20 protein-coding genes and 1 riboswitch are annotated in these 24,558 nt (G+C 32.5%); of the genes, 6 read left to right on the top strand and 14 right to left on the bottom strand.

From position 1 onward, the window contains the following. Nucleotides 1–33 precede the first annotated feature (33 nt). The 4 genes from KPL37_RS01735 to KPL37_RS01720 all read left to right on the top strand — a co-directional run bounded on the left by KPL37_RS01735 (nucleotide 34) and on the right by KPL37_RS01720 (nucleotide 4,327). The gene (locus KPL37_RS01735) at nucleotides 34–273 is read left to right on the top strand and encodes a FlxA-like family protein (RefSeq protein WP_216145537.1); all 240 of its coding nucleotides are present in this window, start codon (nucleotides 34–36) and stop codon (nucleotides 271–273) included. 293 nt (nucleotides 274–566) lie between these two features. Continuing rightward, nucleotides 567–1,652, top strand: a complete 1,086-nt coding sequence (locus tag KPL37_RS01730) for a tetratricopeptide repeat-containing glycosyltransferase (RefSeq protein ID WP_216145536.1) — start codon at nucleotides 567–569, stop codon at nucleotides 1,650–1,652. A gap of 226 nt (nucleotides 1,653–1,878) precedes the next feature. Next, complete coding sequence (locus tag KPL37_RS01725; protein ID WP_216145535.1) at nucleotides 1,879–3,066, top strand: collagen-like domain-containing protein; 1,188 nt, start codon at nucleotides 1,879–1,881, stop codon at nucleotides 3,064–3,066. Between the two features lie 232 nt (nucleotides 3,067–3,298). Continuing rightward, nucleotides 3,299–4,327: a glycosyltransferase family 2 protein gene (locus KPL37_RS01720; protein ID WP_216145534.1), complete on the top strand. Its 1,029-nt coding sequence runs from the start codon at nucleotides 3,299–3,301 to the stop codon at nucleotides 4,325–4,327. 80 nt (nucleotides 4,328–4,407) lie between these two features. Here KPL37_RS01720 and KPL37_RS01715 read toward each other — a convergent pair whose 3' ends face one another. The 3 genes from KPL37_RS01715 to KPL37_RS01705 all read right to left on the bottom strand — a co-directional run bounded on the left by KPL37_RS01715 (nucleotide 4,408) and on the right by KPL37_RS01705 (nucleotide 8,557). Beyond that, nucleotides 4,408–5,697 carry a homoserine dehydrogenase gene (locus KPL37_RS01715; RefSeq protein WP_216145532.1) on the bottom strand — a complete coding sequence of 430 codons (1,290 nt, stop codon included), beginning with the start codon at nucleotides 5,695–5,697 and terminating at the stop codon, nucleotides 4,408–4,410. Nucleotides 5,698–5,786: 89 nt separating this feature from the next. After that, nucleotides 5,787–7,277 carry a threonine synthase gene (gene thrC, locus KPL37_RS01710; protein WP_216145530.1) on the bottom strand — a complete coding sequence of 497 codons (1,491 nt, stop codon included), beginning with the start codon at nucleotides 7,275–7,277 and terminating at the stop codon, nucleotides 5,787–5,789. Nucleotides 7,278–7,339: 62 nt separating this feature from the next. Beyond that, entirely contained in the window at nucleotides 7,340–8,557 is a 1,218-nt protein-coding gene (locus KPL37_RS01705; protein ID WP_216145529.1) for a cofactor-independent phosphoglycerate mutase, read from the bottom strand. A gap of 144 nt (nucleotides 8,558–8,701) precedes the next feature. Next, nucleotides 8,702–8,810: riboswitch (SAM riboswitch) on the bottom strand. A gap of 147 nt (nucleotides 8,811–8,957) precedes the next feature. On the opposite strand from KPL37_RS01705, the gene KPL37_RS01700 reads away from it, so the two are divergent. Both KPL37_RS01700 and KPL37_RS01695 read left to right on the top strand, forming a co-directional pair. Next, complete coding sequence (locus KPL37_RS01700) at nucleotides 8,958–9,620, top strand: vitamin B12 dependent-methionine synthase activation domain-containing protein (RefSeq protein ID WP_216145528.1); 663 nt, start codon at nucleotides 8,958–8,960, stop codon at nucleotides 9,618–9,620. 4 nt (nucleotides 9,621–9,624) lie between these two features. Beyond that, nucleotides 9,625–11,982, top strand: coding sequence for a homocysteine S-methyltransferase family protein (locus KPL37_RS01695; protein ID WP_425514017.1), 2,358 nt, complete (start codon nucleotides 9,625–9,627; stop codon nucleotides 11,980–11,982). A 56-nt stretch (nucleotides 11,983–12,038) separates the two neighbouring features. On the opposite strand, the gene KPL37_RS01690 is transcribed toward KPL37_RS01695, so the two are convergent. The 11 genes from KPL37_RS01690 to KPL37_RS01640 all read right to left on the bottom strand — a co-directional run bounded on the left by KPL37_RS01690 (nucleotide 12,039) and on the right by KPL37_RS01640 (nucleotide 24,557). Next, a complete protein-coding gene (locus tag KPL37_RS01690; protein WP_216145527.1) occupies nucleotides 12,039–12,536 on the bottom strand; it encodes a hypothetical protein in 498 nt (165 codons plus the stop codon). Nucleotides 12,537–12,811: 275 nt separating this feature from the next. Continuing rightward, nucleotides 12,812–13,186, bottom strand: a complete 375-nt coding sequence (locus KPL37_RS01685; RefSeq protein WP_216145526.1) for a DUF956 family protein — start codon at nucleotides 13,184–13,186, stop codon at nucleotides 12,812–12,814. A gap of 342 nt (nucleotides 13,187–13,528) precedes the next feature. Then, nucleotides 13,529–14,440: a PTS system mannose/fructose/sorbose family transporter subunit IID gene (locus KPL37_RS01680; protein ID WP_216145525.1), complete on the bottom strand. Its 912-nt coding sequence runs from the start codon at nucleotides 14,438–14,440 to the stop codon at nucleotides 13,529–13,531. Nucleotides 14,441–14,459: 19 nt separating this feature from the next. Next, nucleotides 14,460–15,266 carry a PTS mannose/fructose/sorbose transporter subunit IIC gene (locus KPL37_RS01675; protein WP_216145524.1) on the bottom strand — a complete coding sequence of 269 codons (807 nt, stop codon included), beginning with the start codon at nucleotides 15,264–15,266 and terminating at the stop codon, nucleotides 14,460–14,462. 36 nt (nucleotides 15,267–15,302) lie between these two features. Continuing rightward, entirely contained in the window at nucleotides 15,303–16,280 is a 978-nt protein-coding gene (locus KPL37_RS01670; RefSeq protein WP_216145523.1) for a mannose/fructose/sorbose PTS transporter subunit IIA, read from the bottom strand. A gap of 154 nt (nucleotides 16,281–16,434) precedes the next feature. Then, nucleotides 16,435–16,908: a mannose/fructose/sorbose PTS transporter subunit IIB gene (locus KPL37_RS01665; RefSeq protein WP_216145521.1), complete on the bottom strand. Its 474-nt coding sequence runs from the start codon at nucleotides 16,906–16,908 to the stop codon at nucleotides 16,435–16,437. A gap of 375 nt (nucleotides 16,909–17,283) precedes the next feature. Then, entirely contained in the window at nucleotides 17,284–20,079 is a 2,796-nt protein-coding gene (locus tag KPL37_RS01660; RefSeq protein ID WP_216145519.1) for a sigma-54-dependent transcriptional regulator, read from the bottom strand. 157 nt (nucleotides 20,080–20,236) lie between these two features. Next, entirely contained in the window at nucleotides 20,237–21,403 is a 1,167-nt protein-coding gene (locus tag KPL37_RS01655) for a M20 family metallopeptidase (RefSeq protein ID WP_216145517.1), read from the bottom strand. A 67-nt stretch (nucleotides 21,404–21,470) separates the two neighbouring features. Beyond that, a complete protein-coding gene (locus tag KPL37_RS01650; RefSeq protein WP_216145515.1) occupies nucleotides 21,471–22,760 on the bottom strand; it encodes a homoserine dehydrogenase in 1,290 nt (429 codons plus the stop codon). A gap of 31 nt (nucleotides 22,761–22,791) precedes the next feature. Beyond that, nucleotides 22,792–24,114 carry an aspartate kinase gene (locus KPL37_RS01645; RefSeq protein WP_246578087.1) on the bottom strand — a complete coding sequence of 441 codons (1,323 nt, stop codon included), beginning with the start codon at nucleotides 24,112–24,114 and terminating at the stop codon, nucleotides 22,792–22,794. Nucleotides 24,115–24,269: 155 nt separating this feature from the next. Continuing rightward, the gene (locus KPL37_RS01640) at nucleotides 24,270–24,557 is read right to left on the bottom strand and encodes a DUF3793 family protein (protein ID WP_216145513.1); all 288 of its coding nucleotides are present in this window, start codon (nucleotides 24,555–24,557) and stop codon (nucleotides 24,270–24,272) included. Nucleotide 24,558: the final 1 nt, after the last annotated feature.

Raw genomic sequence — 24,558 nt, 5'->3', positions numbered from 1 at the left:
AATAAATGCAGAGCACAGTAAAGGAGGGTAAATATGAGTATTTCATTAGTTTCATCAACTGCAACAACAAGCAGTACAGGTACTACAAGCAGTAGTAGCAGTGATGTAAGTTCACTCAAATCACAACTAACGTCTCTTAATTCACAATTGAGTGCAGAAAGTTCAAGTAAGGATGATGCAAAAACAAAAGCAGCTAAAACTTCCGTGATAGAAGCTAAAATACAACAAGTTCAAGCTCAAATCACTCAAAAGCAATCTGTAAAAACAGATTAAACATCAAGTACGGAGCAATCATCGAAAACTAGCAATAGTAGTCTAGACCTTTTGAAAAGCACTTCAACAAAATCCACTAAATCTACTAGCAATAATATTCTTGATGTTTATGCTTAATAAGCATATTCTCAAAAATAAAGAACAATCAATAATTTATTGTTTGTTTTTTCTTTTTGAGAATAATCATAATTCATAATGATTATTCTACTATGAACTATTCTATGTAACCCATAATTATTTTTGACCATATAATGTAATGTGTCATAAATACTTGTTTATTAGGAGGCTTTTACATGAATGGTAAATATAAAGTTTGCGTATATGCAATATGTAAAAATGAAGAACAGTTCGTTGACCGCTTTATGGATCATGTTAGTAACGCTGATGTTGTTATAGTTGTAGATACAGGTTCTACCGATGATACAATTAATAAGCTAAAAGAAAGAGGTGCTGTTGTTTATTCTATAAATGTTACTCCATTTCGATTTGATTACTCAAGAAATGAATGTTTAAAATTCATTCCAGAATATATGGATATATGTGTTTCCTCAGATCTTGATGATGTAATTGAGGATGGCTGGAGAGAGCATTTAGAAAATGCATGGACAAAAGAAACCACAAGAGGATCATATCTATATAATTGGAGCATTAATACTGATGGTACACCAGCAGTTCAATATACCTGGTCAAGAATCCACTCAAGGCATGGTTATAAATGGATATATCCAACACATGAAATTTTAGAATATATAGGAGAGGGTGAAGAAACTCAAGTATATATTAAGGGACTAGTTTACAATCATTATCCTGACATTAGCAAAAATAGAAGTTTAAATCTTCCATTACTAAAATTGGCGGTGGAAGAAAACCCTAACAGTAGTAGAAATTTGTATTATCTTGGCCGCGAATATATGTTTGCTAATAACTGGGATGATTGCATTTTAACCTTAAAAGAGTATTTATCACTACCGACCTCAACTTGGGAAGATGAAAGATCCTCTTCCATGAGATTTATTGGAAAATCATATTCTGAAAAGGGTGAAATTTTAAATGCTAAAAAATGGTTTCATAAAGCGATAAGTGAATCTATTTTATCAAGAGAACCCTATATAGATCTATCTTTACTAGCATACAAAGAGGAAGATTGGTCTAGTGTTTATTATTATGCAACTGAAGCATTAAAAATCAAAGAGAAATCATTTGACTTTGCTAACGATGCAAATGCTTGGGACTATACACCTTATGATTTGGCCGCTTTAGGCTGTTACCATTTAAACATGCTAGATAAAGCAACAGAATTTTCGCAGCTTGCGATTAATCTTTCACCTAATGATGAAAGATTATTGAATAATCATAAAATATATTTAGATAGCTTATAAACTTATTTATTTCATTTTTCATAGTTTAGAAATATAGATTGTATTTTAATCTATATTTTTTTAAATTGATTAAATTCTTACTATATCTGTTTAACACAAAAATAAAGTATCAGCATACTATGTATGGAAAGTACAAGCTTCCTATAAAAGAGTACAAGCATTTTAATAAAAGAAAATAAAATATTTTAAATAAATAAAGTATTATCAATGAGGAAGGTGTCTAATATTGAGTAAAAATAAATCAGATGAATCTTATGACTATTTCACTTCCCAAAATCACGATTGTGAAGACAAACACGATCCTTGTAAAAAACATGATCCTTGTCATCCAAAATGTATAGTAGGACCTACTGGTCCTACTGGTCCTACTGGTCCTACTGGTCCTACTGGACGAACTGGCCCAACTGGATCAACTGGACCTGCTGGAGAAACTGGTCCTACTGGCCCAACTGGTCCTACTGGCCCAACTGGTCCTACTGGTCAAAATGGTGTAACTGGTCCTACTGGCCCGACTGGCCCTGCTGGAACTAATGGTACTAATGGCGCTACCGGACCTGCTGGTCCTACTGGTCCTACTGGCCCTGCTGGTGCTAATGGCACCAATGGAGCTACTGGTCCCGCTGGTCCTACTGGCCCCGCTGGTGCTAATGGTGCCAATGGAGCTACTGGTCCTGCTGGTCCTACTGGCCCTGCTGGCGCTAATGGTGCTAATGGTGCTACCGGACCTGCTGGTCCTACTGGTCCAACTGGTCCTGCTGGTACTAATGGTGCAAATGGAGCTACTGGTCCCGCTGGTCCGACTGGCGCTGGTGGTGCTAATGGTGCTTTTGGAGCTACCGGTCCTACTGGAGCTACTGGCCCCGCTGGTGCTAATGGCGCTGCTGGAGCTACTGGTCCTACTGGTCCCGCTGGTGCCAATGGCGCTGCTGGAGCTACTGGTCCTACTGGTCCTGCTGGTCCTGCTGGCCCTACTGGAGCTACCGGCCCTACTGGTCCAAGTTTTAATTCGTATTTAAATGGTGTTATAACAACAAATAAAATATCTATTCCAGTTGGAAGCACTATTATTTATGATTCTGTAAATATAGTAGGTCCAGATTTAAGTTATAATTCAGCAACAGGTGTATTTACAGTTAATACAACAGGCATTTATACAATCGACTGGAAGATGGCTGTTACTCCAAATCCTTTAACCACTGCTATAGAAATCGATCTAGAAAAATTACCTTCAACATTTATTGCTGGTATATCAATTACAGTAACAAATCCAACAGTAACTGGTTCTAATGTAATTTATGCTGCAACAGCAGGAGATAATTTGAGATTTGTTAACAATTCAAATGGTCCTATTAGTATAGTACTTGCAGGTTTAGTAGGGTCTATTGGAACAGTATCTATTCTAAGAACTGCTTAATAAAGTTTAATTTAGTTTCAAAAATAACAAATTATAAAATAATTTCATTACCTTAAAAGGTTGCCTGTTATAGGCAGCCTTTTTGTTTAATAATAAACAATGCTTATATAGGAATATCACATAAAGTTCACATATTGATTTGATACTGATGCTACAATTTCCCCTTATAATTTTAATTATAGAGAAACATTTAAAGTTGATTAAAAAAATTAATTCGGAGGGAATGATAGTAATGAGTAATAGAATTATTTATTCAGTAGTAGTGCCTTTATATAATGAAGAACTAGTTATAGACGAGAGTTACAAAAGATTAAAATCTGTTATGGATAGTACAAACGAAAAATATGAAATTATATTTGTAAATGATGGAAGCCACGATGCGACAAGAAATAAAACAGAAAATATATGTAGAGCAGATAAAAATATAAAGCTTATAAATTTTTCAAGAAATTTTGGACATCAAGCTGCCATAACTGCTGGAATGAATCAGTCAATAGGTGATGCTGTTATTGTAATAGATGCCGATCTTCAAGATCCTCCTGAAGCTATGATAGACATGATTGCAAAATGGAAGGAAGGTTACGATGTCGTATATGGTAAAAGAGTCAAAAGAGTTGGCGAAACTTTTTTCAAAAAATTCACATCTACTGTCTACTATAGATTGTTAAAAAGCATGACAAGTATAGATATACCAGTTGATACTGGTGATTTTAGACTTATCGACAGAAAAGTATGTGATGCTCTGAACTCATTGCCAGAAAAGAACAGATATATAAGAGGCCTAGTTAGTTGGCTCGGGTTTAAACAAACATTTGTAGAATTTGTTCGTAAAGAAAGATTTGCTGGCGAAACAAAATATTCTCTCAAAAAAATGTTTACATTAGCTTTTGACGGAATAACTTCTTTTTCTTATAAACCATTAGTATTTGCTGGCTACTTTGGAGCATTTACTGGCCTAATAGGTACTGTTTTATTAATTATTACTATAATAACCTCGATGATTAATAAAGGCGCTATATTAAACTTAGGCTTAATTCTTTCAATTTCATTAATGATGTTTGGACTAATGTTCTGCTTTATGGCTATAATGGGTCAATATATTGGAAGAATTTCCGATGAAAGCAAAAACAGACCTTTATATATAGTCGAAAATACTGTAAGCTATAATGAACTTAAAAACAGTGTAACTTTTAAAGGAAATAGATCTCCTGAAATATACGATCTAAAAATCACTTCAAAAGGCGAGGCAGTAAGTAATTAATTAGACCTCCCATTTCAAAATCCTCCTACAAATGATGTATATATCATTTGTAGGAGGATTTATTTTACTCAAAATAAAATCTAATTAAATGATTCTATTCTTATTATACTTTCCACATTGTTTACGTTATCTAATTGTATTATTTTATTAAGTGAATTTCTGATGTTCTTTTCTGCACTTATATGTGTTATAAATGCAAGCGAGGAATGATCACCACGCTCTACATCTTGAGTAATTGATACAATACTAACATTGTTTTCTCCAAATATATTTGCTGTATCTCCTAGAACCCCTGCTTTATCCTTAAAATCAAGTCTTATATAGAATTCAGATTCATTTTCCTGAGCTTTTTTCACTTCTTTAAACTCAACTACTCCAACTTCTCCCATTGTATCAGCTGGTTTTACATTATTTCTAAGTATTGATATTATATCTCCCACAACTGCACTTCCTGTTGGAAGATCTCCTGCTCCTTTTCCGTACAGCATTAACTCTCCAACTGCATTCCCTTTTATCATAATTGCATTATAAGCATCATTTACATTTGCCATAGGATGAGACGACGGAACTAGTGTTGGATGTACTCTTAACTCTAACTTGTTATCTTTCTCCTTTGCTATTGCTAAAAGTTTTATAGTATAGCCAAATTTTTTAGCGTATTCTATGTCAACTGCACTTATGTTTCTTATTCCTTCTCTATAAACACAATCATGATTCACTTCAGTCCCAAAGGCTAATGAAGACATTATCGCAAGTTTATATACGGCATCATAGCCATCAACATCAGATGTTGGGTCAGCTTCAGCATAGCCCTTTTCTTGGGCCTCTTTTAATGCCTCATTAAAACTACTTCCATCTATAGTCATTTTACTTAATATATAATTAGTTGTCCCATTTATAATTCCGATTATTTGCTCAATCCTATTTGCTGTAAGACTCTCATTAATTTCACGTATTATTGGAATTCCACCAGCTACACTTGCCTCATAATAAAATAATACATTTTCTGCGTCAGCTATTTTAAATAATTCCTTACCCCAGTTTGCAATTACTAATTTATTAGCAGTTACAATATGTTTTTTAGCTCTCATTGCACGTATCATATAATCCTTAGCCTCACTACTTCCACCAATAAGTTCAACAACTATCTTTATACTCTCATCGTTAATAATATCATCAATATTATCTGTTAATATTCCAGGAGCTATTTCAATATTTCTGCTTTTATTTATGTCTTTTACAAGTATTTTGGCAACCTCTATTTCATAATTTGAACGTTTCATAATTTCTTTTTTATTCTCATTCAATATTTTCCATACGCCTGTACCTACATTACCAAAACCTAAAATCGCTATTTTGACCTTTTCCATTTGAATTCTCCTTTCCTAAACCCTTGTATAAAGCACACTTAATAACTTTTGATTTATTATAATATCAAAAATTTTGTTCTAAAAAGTCATTAAATATTAAGAATCTTTTCAATTTGTATTTGCATTTCATTCTTTTCACAGACGATTTTGTGAAGTATAGGTCTTGTTTCTAAATCCTTAATACCCACTGGAATATCCTCTTTTGTTAATTTATTAAGTTCCTTTATTAATTTAAAATCATTTAAACCTGTGTATTTTGCATCTATTGATTTCATAACATCTGGTGTAAATTTATATGGACTTGCAGTAGACACAATAACCGTTTTTGTTGTATCTTTTGTTTCTTCTAAATACTTTTTATAAACTGCATAAGAAACTGCAGTATGAGTGTCAATCACATAATTAGTAGTTTTATAAACTGCAGTTATTGCATTCGCAGTATCCTCTTCGCTTGCATATCCTCCGAAAAAGTCCTTTAACTCTTTTTTCATATTATCGTCTATTTCATATTTACCATCTTTTTTAAGCTTGTCCATAAGGTCTTTTATCTTCGTTGTATTTTCCCCACTAATAGCATATAAAAGTCTTTCAAGGTTACTTGAAATTAATATATCCATTGAAGGAGACATTGTAATTACAAAATCACGTACCCTATCATATGTACCTGTATTTATAAAATCATATAAAACTTTATTTTCATTTGAAGCACAAATTAACTTTTTAATTGGAAGACCCATCTTTTTTGCATAATATCCTGCTAATATATTTCCAAAGTTTCCAGTAGGAACGCAGAAATTTATCTCTTCCCCTACATTTATCTCTCCCTTGTTGCAAAGCTGAGTATATGCATAAAAATAATAGACAACTTGAGGTATTAACCTTCCGATATTTATTGAATTTGCTGATGAGAACATCTTATTATTAGCTTCTAATCTTTTAAGAAGACTATCATCTGTAAGCATCTGCTTAACTCCATTTTGAGCATCGTCAAAATTTCCTTCAATTCCTATAACAAATGTATTATCCCCCGTTTGCGTTAACATCTGCCTTTTTTGAATCTCGCTAACACCCTCTTGTGGGAAAAATACTATTATCTTTGTTCCCTCCACATTTGCAAAGCCCTCAAGTGCGGCTTTACCTGTATCACCAGATGTTGCAGTAAGAATAACCATTTCTTTATTTATGTTTAATTTCTTTACTGCATTTTTTAATAAATAAGGTAAGATTGATAAAGCCATATCCTTAAATGCTAGAGTTGGTCCATGATATAATTCTAGAAAATAATTTTCTCCATGTTTTGCTAGTGGCGCAATAACTGGTGTATCGAATTTTTCATCATATGCCTTATCAATTGACTCTAATAAATCTTTTTCATCATAATCTGTTAAAAATTCCCTCATTATAGTAAATGCTAATTGTTTATAATCCATTCCTTTTAATTCTTCAAGAGATGCAGTAAGTTTAGGAATTGATGTTGGTACAAAAAGTCCACCATCTTCGCCAAGTCCTCTTGCTATAGCTTCTGCTGATTTTACTAATTTTTCATTCCCACGAGTACTCTTATAATATATTTGCTCCATAATATTATTCCTCCTATTTTATCTTTTAGTAATTACATTTATAATTTTTATATTAGTTGCTCTTATTTTTCGCCTTTTATAAAATAATCCATTAACTTATATCCTTCTGGAAAATACAAACCTGTTTCTTTCGCCGTAAATTCATTATAAGTGTCATTTCCATCTTCTTTTTCATCATTACTTTGGTATATTAAAAATGGTACAGGATCACTTGTATGTGTCCTAAGAGATAAAGGGGTTGGATGATCTGGAAGTATTATCATTCTATAATCTTCGCCTAACTTCTCCATCTCATCTTTAATAACCTGTACTATCTGTTTATCTATAAGCTCTATAGCTTTATATTTATTTTCTATTTCACATCTATGACCACATTCATCCGGAGCCTCAATATGAACATAAACAAAATCATTTCCCTTTTTCAATTCCTCAACAGCAGCTTTTGCTTTACCTTTAAAATTAGTATGAATATTTCCAGTGGCACCTTCTACCTCAATAATATCCATTCCTGCACACATTCCAATTCCTTTTACTAAATCAACTGCAGAAATCACTGAACCTTTTAGATTATATTTTTTATAAAAGCTAGATAGGAGTGGTTTCTTTCCTTCTCCCCAAATCCATATTGAATTAGCTGGTTTAAGACCTCTTGCTATTCTCTTTTTATTTATTTCATGGTTTGATAAAAATTTACTGCTTTTCTTTGTCATTGCTTCTATTATATCGCTACCTATGCCTTTGGGCATATAACCTTTTACCTTTTGGCCTAGAATATCATGAGGTGGTGTAAGTGTCCATTCGTAAGGACCCTTGTCCCATATCATTAGGTGCCTATAACTAATCCCTGGATAAAACTTTATAGCCTCAGTGCTTAAATGCTCACTTACTGCTTTTAATAACTCCGTTGACTCCTCCGTTGTAATTTCATCTGAGCTATGATCAATCATAATCTTTTCCTCGTATGGCTCGTCTTCTGACACTGTTACCAAATTACATCTAAAGGTAACATCTGTATCTAACATTTCCACTCCCATACTTGCTGCCTCGAAAGGTGAACGGCCACTATAATACACAGCTGTATCATATCCAAAAACAGTCATATTTGCTGTATCGCTTCCTGCGGGCATCCCCTTAGGAACAGTTTTAACCAAACCCTGCAAACCATGCTTTGCCATATAATCCATAGCAGGGGTACTCGCATATTGAAGAGGTGTTTTGTTGTCTAACTCCTTAATTTGGTAATCTGCCATTCCATCACAGAGTACTACGATATATTTCATATTAACACTCCTTTGATTAATTATTGTATAAATCTTTTTAATTATTCAAATTTTCTAATAATTTTTTTTATTTTTATTTCTATTAAAAAAACTGCCTTCAAGTAAGAAAGCAGTTTTTTATATTACTATAGGTAAAAAACTGATTTCTTATTATTCAGAACTATGTTCTGCAGGAATTGACACCGTTACATCAAAAATAAATGTCGGTTGTCGGGTTTCATAGGGCCAGTCCCTCCACCTCTCTAAATAAGAAATTTATTAAATTATTGTTTTTTATTGTAACTCATATAGATATAAATGTCAATGCAAACATAGGCCTATTAAATGTAATTAATAAATATTATATTTGCAATTATTGTATTTATACCTTATTCTAGTATAAAACTAAGTGGAGGCTACTATGGAAATCGATAAAAACGAAGTTTTAAGATATTTGGGATATAAAAACCAAAAAATAGATAAAAGTATGACAGATTTAATTGATAAATGCGTTCAAGAAATAATTGATATAAGCAAATCTAGTTCAGTATATGAAATTTTTGATATTGAAAGAAAAAATGATAAACTTTTTCTATTAGGAAGCACTTTAGTTTTAAAAGATAAAGATATAAAAGATCTTCTAATAAGCTGCGATAAATGCATCGTTATGGCGGCAACTCTGGGAGCTGCTGTTGACAGCAAACTAGCTTACTACTCAAGATTTGATATCACAAAGGGCGTAATTATGGATGCCTGTGCAAGCACCGCTATAGAGAATGTATGTGATGAACTTCAAGATGAAATTATGGGAAATGCATTAAAAGAGAATCTCTATATTACAACTAGATATAGCCCCGGTTATGGAGACTTCGCAATTGATAATGGAGCCGAGATACTAAATGTATTAGATGCATATAAAAAGATAGGGCTATCTATTACTGAAAATAGTATAATGCTTCCTAGGAAATCTGTAACCGCACTTATAGGACTTAGTAAGACTAAAAATGTAAAAAAGCATAGTGGATGTGCTGATTGTAAAAATATAGGTTGTGAATTCAGAAAGGACGGTGGTTGTTGTGAATAAAAAAATAAATTTTAATGATTTTTTATTATTTGATGGTGCTATGGGAACAATGCTCCAAAAATATGGAATTAAAAGGGGTGAATTACCTGAGAGTTATAACATCTTACACCCAGAAATCATAGAAAAAATACATTTAGAATACTTAGGTGTAGGCAGTGATGTCATAACCACTAACACATTTGGCGCAAATAGATATAAATTAAAAACTACATTGTATAGTGTGGAAGATATTGTTGGAAGTGCTGTAAGGATAGCAAGAGGTGCTGCAAAAACTAAACTTGTTGCACTTGATATTGGACCCATAGGTCAATTAATGGAGCCACTTGGAACTTTATCTTTTAATGATGCATATGACACTTTTGCAGAGCAAATAATAATTGGTACAAGAGAAGGCGCAGATATAATACTTATTGAAACAATGTCAGATGTTTATGAGGCAAAGGCCGCTATTCTTGCAGCAAAGGAAAATAGTAGTCTGCCAGTTATATGTACAATGTCTTATCAGGATAATGGACGAACTTTAACAGGCACAGACCCACTAACTATGGTTAATGTAATTCAAAGCCTTGGAGTAGATGCTCTTGGGGTAAATTGTTCTTTAGGACCAAATGAAATGCTTCCAATAATTACAGAAATACTTAAGTACTCAAGCATTCCAGTTATAGTTCAACCTAATGCTGGTCTTCCTAAACTTAAAGATGGAGAAGCATTTTATGATGTTAATGCACATGAATTTGCACAGTACGCAAAAATCATGGCAGAGATGGGTGTTACAATATTCGGTGGTTGCTGTGGAACTACATGTGAGCACATAAAAGACATATATGAAATGTTAAAAAAATTAAAGCCTGTAAACCGTGATATTAAAAAATTTACAGCAGTTAGTTCACCTTCTTTAACAGTAGTACTTGGAGAAGATATAAGAGTTATTGGTGAGAGAATAAATCCTACCGGCAAAAAAAAGCTTAAAGAGGCATTAAAAAATAACAATCTAGACTATATACTTAAAGAAGGCATAAATCAAAGAGATGCCGGAGCAGATATACTAGATGTTAATGTGGGACTTCCTGAAATTGACGAACTTGCAGTTATGGTTGAAGTCATTAAAGAACTACAAAGTGTTGTTAATCTTCCCCTTCAAATTGATAGTGTTAGGCCTGATGTAATTGAAGCAGCAGTTCGAATTTATAATGGCAAACCTCTAATAAATTCTGTTAATGGTAAAGATGAAACAATGGAATCAGTATTTCCAATAGTTAAAAAATATGGTGCTTGTGTAATAGGCCTCACCATTGATGAGGCTGGCATTCCCTCAACAGCTGAAGGTAGACTTAAAGTAGCTCAAAAAATTGTTAAAAGGGCAGCAGAATACGGAATAGATAAATCAGATATTATAATAGATTGTCTTGTTTTAACTGCCTCCGCTCAGCAAAGTGAGGTTAAAGAAACTATTCGGGCACTGCAGCTTGTTAAAAGCACACTAGGAGTTAAAACTACTCTTGGGGTAAGTAATGTATCCTTTGGTTTGCCTAATAGAAGAATATTAAATAGAACATTCCTTGCCGCTGCATTAACTTCTGGACTTGATGCTCCAATACTTAATCCTCTATCTGAGGATATGATATCCACAATTAATGCCTTTAATGTTTTATGGAATAATGATATTGCGTCAAAAAAATATATAGATGTTTACTCAACTTTTGAGGGAAAACAGACAAATAAAGAAATTACTACAAATAAAGATTTAAAGAGCATTATTATTGATGGTATGAAGGAAGAAGCTTCAAAAATAACAAAAGAGCTTTTAAAAACTATGACCGAAATGGAAGTTGTAAATACCTACTTAATCCCCTCTCTTGATATTGTAGGTCAAAAATATGAAAGTGGAGAAATATTTCTTCCCCAATTATTACAGTCTGCAGAAACAGTAAAAAAATCTTTCGAGATAATTAAAGAAAGAATGATGGCAAGTACTGATAAAAAAATTAGTAAAGGCACAATCGTTCTTGCAACAGTTCGGGGTGACATTCATGATATAGGTAAAAATATAGTTAAAATTCTACTCGAAAATTATGGATTTGATGTAATAGATCTTGGAAAAGATGTACACGAGGATGTAGTTGTTGAAGCAGTACGTAGTGGTAATATTAAATTAGTTGGTTTAAGTGCACTTATGACCACCACTGTCAGAAGCATGGGTGAAACGATAAAGGCAATTAGAGACAATAATTTGGATTGTACTGTTCTTGTTGGAGGCGCAGTTTTAAATGAAGAGTATGCAAAAATGATTGGTGCAGATTATTATGCAAAAGATGCTACTCAAACTGTAAAGTTTGCCAGAAAATTATTCAAATGTGAATGATGGCAGTACCTATGAAGCTTTTCCTGCGTGACTCTAAATAAGCAGAAGGTTTAACACTATCTTCTGCTTATTTTTATTTTGCAATATTTTTGTACTGTTTCATTTACTTTTGATTTTAATTCTTCTTTTATGGTAAATTCAAAACTGTAATCAATTTTGAAAAATGTATTGACTTCAAATTGAATAACAGTTGGTAATATCCAACTATAACTTTTAACTTTAGACCATTTGTAAAATTTTCCAGAGCCATATATCCCATTTTCTCTTATTTCTGAACTATGTGAACCCCTTATTATATTAAAAATTGAGATTTCAATCCAAAATATATCCAATAAAATATTATCATAAGTGTTTTCCATATAGTGAAGATACCCTAATATACCCCATGGGATAATCATCACAGCCCAAAGAATGGCACTAAGAATGGCCCAACGTCTATTTTTGCTTATGTTTATAATAAGTTTTCCATGTTGGCTTACTGTATATAATTTTCTGGACATCATTAAAAAAGCAATAATACTCATAATAAGAATTATTTTTATTCTAGGTTCCATTAATATTCCCTCCGAAAAATCTATTTCTTTTTCAAAATACAACATAAATTATAACATATTTCTATATTTTTTAAATACAATTTATTGCTTTGATATATATTGATATTAATATATGATTATTCATTTTTAATATTATATAGAAATAGTTATTCAATAATTAATAAAAAATAACATGCTAATTATAGTATTAATTAACATGTTAAATGGTATGTTATTTTATCAAAATCACCTCAAAAACAAACCAGTTGCTTATAGAATGAGGAGACTTTAGTTGATCAACTCTTCTTAAATCTCGATTTCATAGCTCGCTTTATAACATCGAAAAAACTTAACGAATTAACCATATGACTTGGATCAATATATTTTCGAATAGCACGAAGCACTTTTTTGGGATCTTTAGAAGAAAAAATATAGGTAACATTTTGCTTCGTTTTGATGGCATATCGCGGAATCCACTTTCCTTTTAGCATTACGGACGCAATGACCTTGTCAACCTCTTCCCAAGGAATTTGAACAAATTTTCGAGAATCACGAGAATTATAAAACTCAAAACCTTTGTCACCAATCATAATTTTACCATAATCTGTAAATCCTGTTAAAGCTGTTGCATCAATTACTAGATCCACCTTTGTATTGAGTGATTGAACCATACGATCTACCTCTTTTCTATTTATACATAAATTTGTTTTTATTTGTTTCTATTAATTAACAGCTATCTTTTAAAACTTAGTAACATTTTTTATTACCTCTAAAATATTTACAATACCCTCAAGGCATAAACTGCACTGCCTCTGCTAAATTAATAAATCATTGTACTACTTGACTCTAGTATATAATATACATTCTTAAGATGAACTAATCAAGTGCAACAAGGCACAACCGTCAAAACAGCTTTACTATACATAAAATTAAATCATCTCCTGGGTCGCTGCAATATTAACATAGAAAGTAATAAAAAAACCCAGGCCAAAAGCCCAGGTTGAGTAAAAATATTACATTAAGCCGATTAAGTGGAAAACAATACCCACTGCGAACAACCCAAAAATAATTGTAATTGGAGATACTTTCTTCTTAAGCAACCACATACAAAGTAATGTCAATCCTAATCCTGCAATTCCAGGAATCAAAGAATCCAAGTTATTTTGTAATGTCGTAACTTTATCAGAAGTTAATGACAAACCACTTCCTTGTTGCAAAAGTGCTTGTTTAATACCTTCTGCTCCAGCAGGAAGTTTGTCCCAAACAATGAAGGCACCCTTAGCTAACTTAACGGTTGATACTACAGGTGTAAATACAACGGTTACCCATCTGTTAACTAAAGATCCCAAAATGAACATACCAAGGATGGATGCTCCTTTTGTAACATCTTGTAGTAAATTACCTGATACATCATCGGTAATTTTAGAACCTGCTTTGTAACCAAACTCTTGTGTATACCACGTAAATGACATACGGATGAAATTCCAAGCTAAGAAAAATATAATTGGTCCAAGGATGTTACCAGCCATAGCAAGAGAACCAGCTAATGCCCCTAAAATTGGCCTAACAGTAAACCAGAAAACTGGATCACCTACACCCGCTAAAGGTCCCATCATACCAACTTTAACACCTTGAATAGTTATGTCATCTATTGGCAGACCATTTGCACGATCTTCTTCTAAGGCTAATGTTACACCAATTACTGGTGAAGCTACATACGGGTGAGTGTTAAAGAACTCCAAGTGACGTTTGAGTGCAGCTGCACGATCTTCTTTAGTCTTATATAATTTTTTAATTGCGGGAATCAATGCGTATGCCCAGCCACCGTTTTGCATTCTTTCGTAGTTCCAAGAACCTTGAAGGAAAGTTGAACGCCACCAAACAGAAATACGATCTTTTTTTGTTAATTTTAATTTATTTGCCATTTTCGTGTCCTCTCCCTTCTTAGTAAGTGTCTATAATATCGCCTAATGGATCACCAGTATTTGAGTTTCCACCATTACCTGAGCCACCTTGTTTAGTAAGCTTTAAGTAAATAAGAGCCACACATACACCGATTGTACCTAGTCCGATAAGCGTAATTTGTGAAATAGTTGCTAATACAAAACCAATTGCAAAGAATGGCCATACTTCTTTTGTAGCCATCATGTTGATTACCATTGCATAACCAACAGCTACGACCATTCCACCACCGATTGCGAGTCCACCTGTTAACCAAGTAGGCATAGCTTCAAGTATTGAACGAATTGGACCAGCGCCAACTGCTAAAATCAAAGCTGCTGGAATTGCAATACGTATACCCTGCATACAAATAGCAATGATATGCCACATTTCAACTTTTCTGAAATCTCCTTGTTCAGCAGCAGCATCCATGAAATGTACAAACGCTGTAGCAATGGTACGACAAATAATTGTTAATAATAGACCTGCAACTGCTAGAGGAACAGCAATAGCAATAGCTGAACCAACTCCTGCTGTGCCTTGGCCACCAAGAACTAGAATAATTGCAGATGCAACAGATGCAAGCGCTGCATCGGGTGCTACAGCAGCACCTATGTTTGCCCAACCTAAAGCAATCATTTGAAGAGTACCACCTAATATTAGGCATGGTAATAAGTTACCTGTAACTAAGCCGATTAACGTACAAGCAATTACTGGTTGGTGGAATTGAAATTGATCCAAGATACCTTCCATACCAGCCAGAAATGCCACGATAACGACTAATATCATTTGGATTATATTTATATCCATGATTATTAATCCCCCTTTTTCATTTAAGTAGTTAGATTATTTTAATTTATTTAATTCCGCTTGTGCTTTTTTAAGTATTTCGTCCATATTTCCTTTTGAATCATTTGGAACTTTACGAACATCAAAAGTAAGTCCAGCTTTTTTAAGCTTATTGAAGGTATCAATATCGTTTTGATTGAAAGCAAGCACTTTGTTTGGTTGAACTTTACCTATAGCGTGAGCCATAGAGCCAATATTAATTGTCTTAAGTGGTACTCCACCTTCTACTGCGCGAAGTACATCTTGTGGATTTTCAAAAAGAAGCAATGCACGTTGTCCGCCAAAAGATTTATCATTTTTTGCAAGCTTAATCATTTGTTTAATTGGAACAACATGAGCTTTAACACCCGGAGGAGCAGCTTGTGTTATCAATTTGCTACGAAGCTCATCTTTGGCTACTGAATCTGACACGACAATAATTCGTGTAGGTAGCACATCTTTTGACCAAGCAGTCGCTATTTGCCCATGAAGTAAACGAGAATCAATACGAGCTAAAACATATTCGAATGAACCAGGTGCACCTGCATTAGAAATCCCTGCGTTCACTTGCGAAGATTTACCAACCTCTTCTGGTTCTAATTCTTCAGGCTTAACTTTAACTCCTTCTTTAGCTGGTTTTAAGATATAAGCCGCAATTTCCTGTGCGGATTCCATTGAAGAACGTGAAGCATAAGCTTCAATAACCATTGGTAGATTCATACCAGCTACGATCGCCCATTTGTCTTTGTGTTCTTCAAATAGACTATTCGCTTGGTTGAATGGTGTACCGCCCCAAAGATCAACTAGTATTAAAACTTGATCTTGGTTATCAAAGGATGCGATTGCGTCTTTCATTTTTGCTTTAAGATCATCAGGGCCTTCACTAGGCATCAACGTAACAGCTTGTACGTTTTCTTGTTCTCCGAAAATCATTGCACCAGATTGCAAGATGCCTTTAGCAAATTCTCCGTGACTAGCAAGAATTATTCCAACCATCTTTTATACCTCCTATTTTTTATTTGTTACAGTAAAATTTATATAAAAGTTTAAAAAAACCTGTAACCAAAATTAATAATTATGATTATTTTAACAATTTTATTTGGAGCTCATCACAAGCAATCGTAACGATTACAAATAAAACCCATAAAATCTATAATTTTGACATTAAATCTACTTTTGAATCTGAAGAAATTTTTCTTATTTCCAGTTCAATTCCTTTTTCATTTAATTTTTTGAAAGCTTCAATATCTGTTTCATCAACTGATACTACACTAGTTATTTGTTTCTTTCCTACTTTAAATGACATACCACCAATATTTACACTCTTTATGGCTACTCCACCTTCAACCATTCTTACAACATCAGTTGGATTAGTGAATAGAAATAGCACTCTATCATCTTTGTATTTCGGAATATTATAAGCTCTTATTGCCTCATCAATTCCTACAACACTTGATTTAATTCCTGGAGGTGTAGCTTGCTCCAAAAGTGTCTTTCTAATTAAGTCCTTTTTTACATCATCATTGCATACAATAATTCTTTGACACTTTGTGTCTTTTGACCAAATTGTTGCTACTTGACCATGTATTAATCTGTCATCAATTCTTGCAAGCACTATATTCATTATAAATCATCCCCTCATCAGCAATTTCACCTAAGTTGTCATACTATTAAATATAGCAATTGTCGTGCCAAAATAGTGTATTGTTTTTTATATTTGTGTTAAATCATCTCCTGCGGAGCTGCAATATCAACGACTTCAGAAGGAGATTTATACTACCACTGAAGTTTTGTTCTTGATAAGGCAGTTAACTCCGCCCTTGAAGAAGTGGGAAACTTTCCTTCTGAAATGTCGTTAAATCTTTTAAAATAGCCATTTTTTTTAAATTTTTTTTAATTCCTTTATATTAATACACTTCTTCTATAGTTTTAATACTAACTTTAATTTTCCGTTGATAAAAAAGTGTGTTAAAAGAGAAGTGTATCAGCATATTATCTTCTATTCTATCATTTCTGCTAAAAATAATATTTCATCTTCTGTTAAACTTATATTTATTGCGTCTTTAAATACTTTATTTGCTTCTATAATAATCTCTACCAAGTGTGAATTTAGCTTAGCTTTTTCCCTCTTGTACTTTAACCCATCCTTTATTATCATTCTCTCTAGTGCACAACCTACATGCACCATTATTCTTATTTTTGTTGCATTGTTAAAGCTTATTTCTGTGTTTTCTTCTAAAATATTCACAAATTGATACAATACACTTATTATTTTAGAAGGGTTTAAATAAGTTAAAAATTGATTTAAACTGTCTTCGCATAGATCCTTAACTACTATATTTTCATGGCCTTTTTCAATTTTAAAGCTTTTTTTCTGTATTATACTCATTAAAATATTTTCACCATTACCACTAATTAACTCTTCAAGGGAGATAAATGGAGCTTCAATTTTAGGGTTTATTATACCAACAGAAGCTATAATATTATAATTGTTTTTTATCTTTATCATTTCCCTTTTTATGTCTTTTATGCTTATTGGTAAAATTTCAATTTCTTTTTCATCTGTGCTTCTAACAATGTTTTGAACAAGTCCTTTTAGCTTTACTGCAGTCCCCTCACCTGTGGAACATATTGTTATTATTGCCTTTTTCTTATTTGCATCATCTTCATTAATAACTTTCTCTTCTTCCGCAATCTTTGAATACCCTCTAAATTGCCTTAAAGAATTATATAAGGCATCTAAACTCATATCTAAAATAGTTGCTTTCCTTATGGCTTCTAATACCAATGAGGTGGTAACCATATCTAGTGTCCTAACCTTTATATCTGTTTTTTCCATTATTATAGACTCAAAATTAACAAGTGAACCCATATCCACAAGTAATAGAACACCCTTACCCATATCTATTTCCCTAACCTTCTCAATAACTTCATCTAAAGTTTTAGTAGGACTAACTTCGAGTGGCATATCTATTGCTTCAATTACACCTTCCCCCAGAAGCTGCTTTGCCACATTAACCATACTACTTGCTGTGCTGCTTCCATGTGCAGCTACAATTATTGCTACATGCTGATTTGTTTGTTCCTCCGTAATAGAACTGATTAACAATGTAAGATATATAACTTCAATCTTTGGAACAACCACATTATATTTTTTTTCAACCATTCCCTTTACATCTACTGCAATATTGTATTCTGTACGTTTATCATCTATTATACCTTCTATATTTTTATACTTAAGATTTTGATGATTACTTAATCTGTTTAAAAATGAACTTAAATGTAGACTTAACGCATATAAAAATCTATCAGTTAGTGTTTTATCAAGCTTTTTTTCAATCATGTCCATTATTTCTTCTGAAAATTCAAGAATATCTTCATCTACTATTTTTAATATTTTACTTCTACCATCCTCATCATTTTTAACCTTGTTATAAAAGGATTTAATATGAACATTAATATCAGTTGTAATAAAATTGTTTATATACTCCTCATCTGCACCTCCTTTTTTTAAAATTGCTGCCTTATCTTCTATTATTTTGTATAAATTAAAAGGTGGATCATAAGGATCTTTTTCAATTAATACACTGTGACCTTCTGGAGTAACTATTAGTTGCGACTCTAAATAGCCAGATATTTCTTCCATTTCTTTACGTTTGCCACTTAGATAAAATAATCCACTTTTAATATCTGAAGGTAACGAATTAAAGTCTATTTCTATAAAATCCTTATTATTGATACTATTTAAAAAACCCTTAGCACAAATAAGTTGAATATTTGATTTCATCTGACCAATATTCCCATAAGATGTACTTCCAATAATTGCCTTTACTGCCTCATCTTCAATTTTTATTACTTTATTTACTCTATGTGCCTCATTGGCTAGTAAAAATTTGATAAAATCAACTTTATCACTGGCTGTCCTTTTATCAAAGTTAGGGATAGTTATAATTATTGGTATTCTTCTTACAAATGTCTTTAGTAGTGACGAGTTTGGATCCTCCGTAGTGGCTCCAATTATTAAAACACATGATTTTCTGTTTCTCTCTGTCTCACCTAATCTATTAAACATACCGGTATCCATAAAATAAAACAACATTTCCTGTCCTTCTGGTGGTAATCTATGTATTTCATCTAGAAATAATATACCGGTATCTGCTTTTTCAACAATTCCGGCTTTTTCGCTATCAGCACCAGTGTATGCCCCTTTAATATGTCCAAAAAGATGTGAGATTAAAAGTTGAGGATTGTTATAATAATCAGCACAATTAAATACTATAAATGGTGATTTTTCATCCAATTTTTTTGAATACTTTGCCTGTTTGTACATCATATTTGCAAACAAGGTTTTACCCACTCCTGTTTGACCAACAATTAATGTGTGTAAACCATTTGGAGGATAAAGTATTGCAGCTTTTGCCTGTTCGATTTGATTTTTAAGACTAGTTTGTGCCCCAATTAATTTATCAAAAGGACATTCTTCCTGGCTAATTTCATTTTTTTTAAGCAATAACTCATTTAAATTTTTTACTTCTATTGGTCCAACTGGAAGCTTTTCATTTAAAATTCTTTCTAAACAAACATTATCAACGTATAACACAGGTCTAGATTTTATTTTTATTATTCTATCTTGCCTAAGTAATTCATTTAATTCCATACTTACGTTATTTCTTAAAATATCTAAACCCTGAGATATTTCAGATGCGCTAAAACCGATTTTTTCCTCTAAGTTTTCCCAATTAAATTTCTTCGTTTTTTCAGAAATATACTCATAGATTTTTTCGCTTCTCTTCAAATTACCACCCCCAAAGATTAATACACTTATACACTTCCTTTATTATACTGTATTAAAATAAATATTCAAGTTTTAAATATAAAAAAAAGCTTCTTAGCATCAATTTTTTAATTTCAATGCTAAAAAGTATCACTTTAAATTATTAGTATAAATTTGTCTATAGCTCTGTTGTACTTTGGACAAACTCTTCTTTTATCTTAGAAAGTAATTCACTATTCGTAATAACATCATATCCTGTAAGGGCAAGTGCAGTAGCCCCTATAATTAAGGCATTATGAGCCTTATCAGTTATTGTCGCTTTAGCCATTTCCTCCGTATGTAAATTTAAGTTTGGGTTACCTATCCCAAGTAGTGGATGAATTGAAGGAACAACATAACTTACATTCCCCATATCTAAAGATCCAATATTCTCTGATGGGTTAATATCTGTTATACCAAGGTTTCTCAAATTATCATTAAATGTATCAGACAGGTTTTCATTTGTGTTCATATCATCAAATGGAGATTCATATAAACTAACTTCAAGACTTGACCCAGTCATAAGTGCCGCTCCACTAGCAATATTTTTTACCTTTTGAATTACTTCCCTCAAGTAACTTTTCTTAAGAGCTCTTACATAAAATTTTGCAACTGCTCTACCTGGTACTATGTTTGCAGCGATGCCCCCTTCACTTATAATCCCATGTATCCGTACATCAGACGTTACATGTTGCCTTATAGCATTTACGCCATTAAACATTAATATAACGGCATCCAAAGCATTAATTCCTTCTTCAGGCGAACTTGATGCATGACTAGACTTTCCAGTAAATTCAAACTTTAGTGCCTCCATTGCGAGTGCTGGACCACTTCTACATGTTTTTCCATATGGGTGCATCATCATAGCAACATCAACATTATCAAATACTCCTTGCTCTACCATATCACTTTTCGCACCATTTGTTTCCTCAGCAGGGGTTCCATAAACCTCTATTATGCCGCCTACTTCTCTTAGTACCTTCCTTAACCCAATTGCTGCGCCAATACTAATTGTACCAATCATATCATGCCCACACCCATGTCCTATTTCTGGCAGTGCATCATATTCACATAAAAAAGCAATAGTCGGACCCTTTCTATTACTGTTATATACTGCTTTAAATGCTGTTTTTCTATTAGCTATTCCCTTTTCAATTTCAAAAGAATATTCAGATAGTAGAGAAGTTAATTTTTCCATAGCCTTAAATTCTTCATTACCAAGTTCTGGATTATAATAAATGTAATCATTTATTTCCCACAGTTTTTCTTTTATATTTTGAACTTGCTTAATAATTTGGTCTTTCATTTATTTATACTCCTTTTTACAAAAACAACTAACAAATTGTTAGTTGTTTTTGTTCATCTTATGAAATTTAATTAAATGATTCTATTCTTATTATACTTTCTATTTCATTAACATTTTCCAGCTCTTCTATTTTCTTAAGTGACTCTCTTATATTTTTTTCTGAACTTTTATGTGTAATAAATGCTAATAATACATATTCTTTATGAACCACATCTTGAGTAAGGGATGTGATGCTAACATTATTTTTTCCAAATATTTTTGCCGTATCCCCTAAAACTCCTGCCCTATCTTTAACGTTAAGCCTTATATAAAATTCTGATTCATTTTCATCCGAGTTTTTTACTTCTTTAAAATCTTCCTCACCACTTATAGCCTTTAAATCAGAAGGCTTAACATTATTTCGAAGTATAGATATTATATCACCTACAACAGCACTCCCAGTTGGCAAATCTCCTGCTCCTTTTCCATACAACATTAGTTCGCCAACTGCATTTCCTTTTATTAGAATTGCATTAAATGCATCATTTACATTTGCCATTGGGTGGTTAGATGGTATTAATGTTGGATGTACTCTAAGCTCTAACTTATTATTATCTTCCTTTGCTATTGCTAAAAGTTTTATTGTATAACCAAACTTTTGCGCATATTCTATATCTACAGCACTTATATTTCTTATACCTTCCCTATAAATACAATCATGATCAACCTTAGTTCCAAACGCTAGTGAGGCCATTATAGCAAGCTTATATACAGCATCAAAACCATCAACGTCAGATGTTGGATCTGCCTCTGCATACCCCTTTTCTTGAGCCTCTTTTAATGCCTCTTCAAAACTAATACCATCAATTGTCATTTTACTTAATATATAATTAGTTGTTCCATTTATAATTCCAATTATCTGTTCAATTCTATTAGCTGTAAGACTCTCATTAATCTCTCGTATTATTGGTATTCCACCAGCCACGCTTGCCTCATAATAAAACAGAATGTTTTCTTCTTCCGCTATCTTAAATAACTCTTCGCCCCAGTTTGCAATAACTAATTTATTTGCGGTTACAATATGTTTTTGAGCTTTCATAGCCCTTATCATATATTCCTTGGCTTCATCTCTTCCACCAATAAGCTCAACTACAATTTTTATACTATCGTCATTAATAATATCATCAATACTATTTGTTAAAACGCCCTTAGGCAGTTCGATTTCTCTCTTTTTACTTATGTCATTTACCAGTATTTTAGCTACCTCGATGTCATAGTTTGAACGTTTCATTATTTCTTTCCGGTTTTCTTGTAATATCTTCCATACTCCTGTTCCAACATTTCCAAAGCCTAAAATTGCTATTTTTACCTTTTCCATATTAATTTCCTCCTTCAATATAATTTTTCCATTAAATACTTTTATTTTCGAATGCCTTATACACTGACTTTATTGCACTTTCAAAATCTTCGTTTTCTACGCCAACAATTATGCTAAGCTCACTCGAACCTTGATTTATCATTCTTATGTTTATATTACCTTTTGCTAATGCACTAAATACTCTGGCAGATATCCCCCTGGTTTTTATCATTCCTTCTCCAACAACAGCTATTAATGCCATATTAGGATGTACTATTAAAGAATCTGGATTACATTGTTTTTCAATTTCTTCTAATATTTTATCAGTTTTATTTTCTAGTTCAGAATCATCAATTACTAATGAAATTGAATCTATACCTGATGGCATATGCTCAAATGCTACACCATTACTTTCAAGAACCGTGAGAACCCTTCTACAGTATCCTATATCTTTGTCCATAAGCGTCTTCTCTATATTAATTACTGTAAAATCTTTTTTTCCTGCTATCCCTGTAATATTACCAGATTTCGCTTCTATTTTATCATTTAAAATAAATGTTCCCTTTTCTTCTGGCTTATTAGTGTTTTTTATATTTATCGGAATTCCCTCATTCTTAACAGGGAAAACTGCTTCTTCATGAAAAACATGTGCACCCATATATGATAATTCCCTAAGTTCTTTATATGTTACCTCTTTAATAGGTTTAGGATTATTAACAATTCTCGGATCCGCCATTAAGAACCCTGACACATCAGTCCAGTTTTCATAAACAGCTGCTCCCACACCCTTAGCAATTATTGCCCCGGTAATATCAGAACCTCCTCTTGAAAAGGTTCTTATTTTTCCATCATAAGAAGCACCATAAAATCCTGGTATTACAGCTTTCTTAACTTTTGATAATCTAATATTTATAGCAGCGTATGTTGCTTTTTCATCTAATCGTCCACTTTTTGTAAAAACAATAATCTCAGCAGCATCAACAAATTCATACCCCAAATACTCAGCAAGCATTAAAGCATTTAAATATTCTCCCCTGCTTGCAACAAAATCTTCCGAAGCACCATCAGTTATTTTTTTCTTAAGGACTCTTAAATATTCTAACATATTAATTGAAAGTTTTAATTCACTACACAAACTAATATATCTTTCTTCAATTAATTTGAATAATTCATCAAATGGAAGCGATTTTTCCACATGTTGGTGACATAAATACAAAAGATCTGTAATTTTATAATCACTTTTACTTCTCTTGCCTGGAGCTGAGGGTACGATATAACACCTCATATCATCTGATAAAACAATGTCTTTTACTTTTTTAAATTGTTTGCTATCACATAGTGAACTCCCACCAAATTTTGAAACTTTAACTTGCATAATTTTTACCCCCTACTGTCTTAATTTAAAAAGTTATGAATTACAACTTATAGAAGGCAACCCTATATTACCTTTTATAAAAAAGTCCATTAGCTTATACCATACTTGAACTTATTTTATAACTATATTACCATTGTAAATTAGTATTGAATTAATTATACTCGTTTTTTGCATAATGTCACATAATTTTTACACCTTTTGGCGAAATATTCTGTTTTCATTTGTTTGATTATAACATTATATATATTTACTGGATACCAACTTAACCAATTTATTGAGCTTCTTTTAGTAATTCTGTTAGTTTCATACCTTTTATCATTGATTTTACATTTCTCATTTGGACAGTCAACAAAAGATACTACATCCTCCAACATATATACCCAAAATATTCCAATATGATGAGGACACATTTTATGAAATCTTTTCCCTATAATTTTAAACATT

This window comes from Clostridium frigoris (genome assembly GCF_018861865.1).
Lineage (GTDB): Bacteria > Bacillota > Clostridia > Clostridiales > Clostridiaceae > Clostridium_AD > Clostridium_AD frigoris.
Note: the sequence above shows the minus strand (reverse complement) of the source record. Positions and strands in the feature narration are given on the sequence as shown.

Coding starts and splice junctions, on each gene's coding strand:
- KPL37_RS01735 (WP_216145537.1), top strand. CDS start 34: ATGAGTATTTCATTAGTTTCATCAACTGCAACAACAAGCAGTACAGGT.
- KPL37_RS01730 (WP_216145536.1), top strand. CDS start 567: ATGAATGGTAAATATAAAGTTTGCGTATATGCAATATGTAAAAATGAA.
- KPL37_RS01720 (WP_216145534.1), top strand. CDS start 3,299: ATGAGTAATAGAATTATTTATTCAGTAGTAGTGCCTTTATATAATGAA.
- KPL37_RS01715 (WP_216145532.1), bottom strand. CDS start 5,697: ATGGAAAAGGTCAAAATAGCGATTTTAGGTTTTGGTAATGTAGGTACA.
- thrC (WP_216145530.1), bottom strand. CDS start 7,277: ATGGAGCAAATATATTATAAGAGTACTCGTGGGAATGAAAAATTAGTA.
- KPL37_RS01705 (WP_216145529.1), bottom strand. CDS start 8,557: ATGAAATATATCGTAGTACTCTGTGATGGAATGGCAGATTACCAAATT.
- KPL37_RS01700 (WP_216145528.1), top strand. CDS start 8,958: ATGGAAATCGATAAAAACGAAGTTTTAAGATATTTGGGATATAAAAAC.
- KPL37_RS01690 (WP_216145527.1), bottom strand. CDS start 12,536: ATGGAACCTAGAATAAAAATAATTCTTATTATGAGTATTATTGCTTTT.
- KPL37_RS01685 (WP_216145526.1), bottom strand. CDS start 13,186: ATGGTTCAATCACTCAATACAAAGGTGGATCTAGTAATTGATGCAACA.
- KPL37_RS01680 (WP_216145525.1), bottom strand. CDS start 14,440: ATGGCAAATAAATTAAAATTAACAAAAAAAGATCGTATTTCTGTTTGG.
- KPL37_RS01675 (WP_216145524.1), bottom strand. CDS start 15,266: ATGGATATAAATATAATCCAAATGATATTAGTCGTTATCGTGGCATTT.
- KPL37_RS01670 (WP_216145523.1), bottom strand. CDS start 16,280: ATGGTTGGAATAATTCTTGCTAGTCACGGAGAATTTGCTAAAGGCATC.
- KPL37_RS01665 (WP_216145521.1), bottom strand. CDS start 16,908: ATGAATATAGTGCTTGCAAGAATTGATGACAGATTAATACATGGTCAA.
- KPL37_RS01655 (WP_216145517.1), bottom strand. CDS start 21,403: ATGAAAGACCAAATTATTAAGCAAGTTCAAAATATAAAAGAAAAACTG.
- KPL37_RS01650 (WP_216145515.1), bottom strand. CDS start 22,760: ATGGAAAAGGTAAAAATAGCAATTTTAGGCTTTGGAAATGTTGGAACA.
- KPL37_RS01645 (WP_246578087.1), bottom strand. CDS start 24,114: ATGCAAGTTAAAGTTTCAAAATTTGGTGGGAGTTCACTATGTGATAGC.
- KPL37_RS01640 (WP_216145513.1), bottom strand. CDS start 24,557: ATGTTTAAAATTATAGGGAAAAGATTTCATAAAATGTGTCCTCATCAT.